This window comes from Vibrio ichthyoenteri ATCC 700023 (assembly GCF_000222605.1).
Classification (GTDB): domain Bacteria; phylum Pseudomonadota; class Gammaproteobacteria; order Enterobacterales; family Vibrionaceae; genus Vibrio; species Vibrio ichthyoenteri.
Window position 1 is genome coordinate 1 of record NZ_AFWF01000179.1, and the last position, 3,307, is coordinate 3,307.

At 36.6% G+C, this 3,307-nt stretch carries 2 protein-coding genes and 1 pseudogene; 1 reads left to right on the plus strand and 2 read right to left on the minus strand.

The annotated features are described in order from the left end of the window. Window positions 1-239: 239 nt before the first annotated feature. Window positions 240-404: pseudogene (locus RH85_RS22365) on the plus strand (IS1 family transposase); the annotation flags it as partial. A 44-nt stretch (window positions 405-448) separates the two neighbouring features. On the opposite strand, the gene RH85_RS12890 reads toward RH85_RS22365, so the two are convergent. Together RH85_RS12890 and RH85_RS12895 are read right to left on the minus strand one after the other, a co-directional pair. Next, window positions 449-1,288: a hypothetical protein gene (locus RH85_RS12890; protein ID WP_006712854.1), complete on the minus strand. Its 840-nt coding sequence runs from the start codon at window positions 1,286-1,288 to the stop codon at window positions 449-451. Window positions 1,289-1,519: 231 nt separating this feature from the next. Next, window positions 1,520-2,752 carry a trypsin-like serine protease gene (locus RH85_RS12895; RefSeq protein WP_006712856.1) on the minus strand — a complete coding sequence of 411 codons (1,233 nt, stop codon included), beginning with the start codon at window positions 2,750-2,752 and terminating at the stop codon, window positions 1,520-1,522. Window positions 2,753-3,307 lie beyond the last annotated feature (555 nt).

Here is a 3,307-nt window from a genome sequence, read left to right on the forward strand (position 1 = left end):
AGCGGGGCATACCGAATTATTGGATGGACGCCGAATGAGTATGCGTGAATCACGGCGCCTTGGAGTAGCCGCCTAGTATTAGAGCATCTAAAAATCGGCAATTAGCTGAAAAAACCACCAGTAAGCAAATCATTAAGGGTTTTATCCACCCAATTCCAAATCAACCATGCCTCAAATATCCATTAAACATCGAAATTCTACTTGATGGTAAGGATTGAAATTCCTAACCATCAAGGGGAAAGCATGTTGTGGGCAAAAGGTTCACTCAAAGGATTGAGCGAACCAATCTGACCTTGCGTTCCAGATTAAAACGTTTAGTGCGTAGAACTATCGTTTTTTCGAAATCTGAGCAGATGCCCGATAAGGTGATCGGGACATTCATTGAGCGAGAATTCTATCTTTGAATCAACCGATTGGAATCACGACCTATTAATTTAAACCTATTAGTTTAAAATGGTCCTGAACATGGTTCTTCCGAAACTTTATTTTTTGGAACTTTATTTAAACAAAAATAATCTAACATATCTTCATATTTCTTGTCATCTAAAAAATCCCCTAAATACTTAAATCCATCATAATTGCCACCATTAATTGCTGGATTATCAGTAATTGTCGACAACTCAACTCCAGCTTTTATGCATCGGTACATTGCAGAAGCATCAACCCAATACACTTTATTTAATATGGACTTTTCATTATTATTCCTATGATCTATCGATTTTATATTTTCTCTACCACCACATTCTTTTACTAACATGTATTGTATTTTATCCAAAGTAGTGGCCCGTTCAACATGTGGAGGGCAAGAGCCTCGTGGCATTACTGGCTCTCTAGTGGATACTAAATTTGATTTAATTTCATGCCAATATTCTTCTTGATTTTGAGCTGTTCTTATATGCCGATCTATATCTTCATTTAAGTAATTTGTTGCTTTGGTCTTATCACTTTGAATACCATTTTCTTTTATATTGTACATTTCTCTTGTGCATTTTATTTCTTTTCCAGAATCACATATTGAAAGTGCTCTCTCGTAATTCGCACTATTCCTATGTAAAGGTGATGCGGCAGAAGCAAAAATAAGATTTCCAAATGTTAAAAATGTCGAGACAGCTTTATTGCTATTTACAACATCTGCAAGTTTTAACCCTACAGCTACAGGTATACATATAACTGTACCAACTGAAATTATGGCCCGCTCTAGAAGTGAATTTTCTGAAGAACACGTACTTACTGCAGGACTTACGTTCTTACAATAGTTTAATTGTGAGTTAATATCGTTTTTTATCATGACTTAATACTTTTAATTTTTACATGCTAATAATTTAAGGTTTATGTATTAGAACGGCTTTGTTGCGTAAAAGAATAATCCACTTCACCTTTCATGCCTCAAGCAGTGATAAGCCCACTAAAACCTTATCGCTCTACTATAATAAAAACTCTATAGTAATCGAAGTACCATTTGATGAACCAACTCCTTCGATTAAAATTGAAGCATCAGTTAAAGTCGAAATTGATTATTTCAAATATGCTCTCTTATCCATTTTTTATGTTGATATATATCAACATGGGTGCTTTCCGTTTCGCAATTCGCGTTGCTTGCAATTCCGACAAGAATAGGTCTTTTCTTTCCCGAAATCAGATACATAGGTCCACCTGAGTCACCATCACAAACAGCAGGCTCATTCTTTAGTGATAACGAGCTGGTACATATTAAAGAATCAGAGCAATCATTATATTTCCCTCTAAGTATAGAGCGTGGATCTTGCCTATTTCTAGCTGTCATTTCTGCTTCTTGAAGATTTGTAGAATCAACTTGGTTACTAAAACCAAAAGGGATGTTTCCTGATTCTGTTAAATTCGGCTTTATCGACAAATCTTTTTGATTTCCCCATCCTTCAACTCTCACATTTGGGTTTTTATTTTGAGGGAATCGAGGAGGTTTTGGCTCTGACATTGTATCTTTTGATTGTTGATATTTTAACATTTTATTTTCATAATGCTTTCGTTTCTTATCAAACTCAATCCATGGATTATCTTTTTCAGCAAAATTATCTCTCATCTCTAAATGTTGTTTTTTACTTGGAAGCTTTGCAAAATCCACATCATTAATAGGTTTTTTTAATTTTATTATAGCCAAATCATTTCTTGCTGTTTTTTTATCATCAAGGTTGAAACCATCTAGCCTATAAATTGATTCCACATCAAGCATTTCAGGATTTTCTTTACTTAAAAAATGAAAGACTTTTAAACTCTCAGGAGGCATGTTATTAACTCTTTGATAGCTTCGATAACCAGCACCTTCTCCACATTCATCATAAAAATCTCCTCCATCAGATGTTGGATTGTCAGTATCACATGGTATATCATAATATTCCTCTACCAATGTGTTATTTAACGTGCAGTGATTAGCGGTTAATATAACATTTGGCTTTAAAGCTACACCTGTGCATTGATATCCTCTACCATCAGGGTGTGTCATTCCCTCAATATAAACGGTTGGTGTTCTATTGTTAGTAACATCTCTGCCAAAGGCAATTGCACTGGCTGGAGATAAAGCTGCTAACAATGAAATCATTTTAATTGTTTGATTGGAACATGAATCTGCTAACTTTAAACCTAATGCTATAGGTAGACATAAAACACTACCAACAGAAACGATCGACCTTTCTAACACAGAGTTAGGGTTGTAATCATATTTATGATGATTTGTTTGGTTAACTTTTCCTGCTTGATTAAAACTTTCCGTTCTCATAATTCTTATTTTATAAATTTAAAATGGAGAAATTAAATCATCATCATCACAAAAAAAAGTGATTTTTTGTTGACAATATAGGCTTGATGGGGCTCTGGCGGAGGTTCTGTCGCATCGTGGGGAACGCTTATCCCGAGCAGTTATCTCGATTACTAGATAACACCCCAACCCCAACACAACATGATTTGGAGCAGTGTATAGCGTTAACGCTCAATGTCCTCGCCCAGACCATGCGTGATATACGCCTGTAATTTTTCACCCTAACCGGGAGCTTGCCTCCCGGTACGCTCCCTTTTATATAAATTGGAGCAAACGATGAAAAACATGAACCACGTCCTCACCGAACTTATGGCTTGGTTAGAAGATAACATGGCCAGTGACAGCGAGCTGCATTTTGTCCCATTCGATGTTGGCGCAAGTGTGTCACTTACAACGAGTGCATCGACCTGCACTGGCGTGGCAACCTCAATTGATCACACTGATTGAGCGTAGAACGTCAGGTGGACTCTTTGTGTCACCGACAACCAGCCCAGAGCCGTATCGTGAGTTTCACTA